Source organism: Streptococcus sp. HMSC034B03, assembly GCF_001838575.1.
Lineage (GTDB): Bacteria > Bacillota > Bacilli > Lactobacillales > Streptococcaceae > Streptococcus > Streptococcus anginosus.
The window spans coordinates 244792-245172 of sequence record NZ_KV837637.1 but is presented as its reverse complement, the minus strand read 5'-3'; the positions used below and the strand labels follow the sequence as shown (position 1 = coordinate 245172).

Genomic DNA, 381 nt, shown 5'->3' with positions numbered 1-381 from the left:
ACCCATGTTACCTCGAGAGGGGACGGAAACTTCTAGAGCTCTCTGTTTAGCCTGTACGTTTGCATGTTAATAACCCATGTTACCTCGAGAGGGGACGGAAACTGTTTTAGGTGTATTCTTACGACCATAACCATTAGTTAATAACCCATGTTACCTCGAGAGGGGACGGAAACACAGGAAAGGCGATGTAGAAAGGCCAACCGACAACAGTTAATAACCTATGTTACCTCGAGAGGGGACGGAAACCTAAGATACACTCTATAACCGTCTCCATTTTCAGCGTTAATAACCCATGTTACCTCGAGAGGGGACGGAAACCTATTCATCTTCTTATAAACTTTTCTTAAGAAGGTTAATAACCCATGTTACCTCGAGAGGGGA

Annotated in this window: 1 CRISPR repeat array. The window is 44.1% G+C overall.

Annotated elements, in window-relative coordinates:
- Positions 1-65 precede the first annotated feature (65 nt).
- A CRISPR array of direct repeats spans positions 66-381; the repeat unit is 30 nt; unit sequence GTTAATAACCCATGTTACCTCGAGAGGGGA.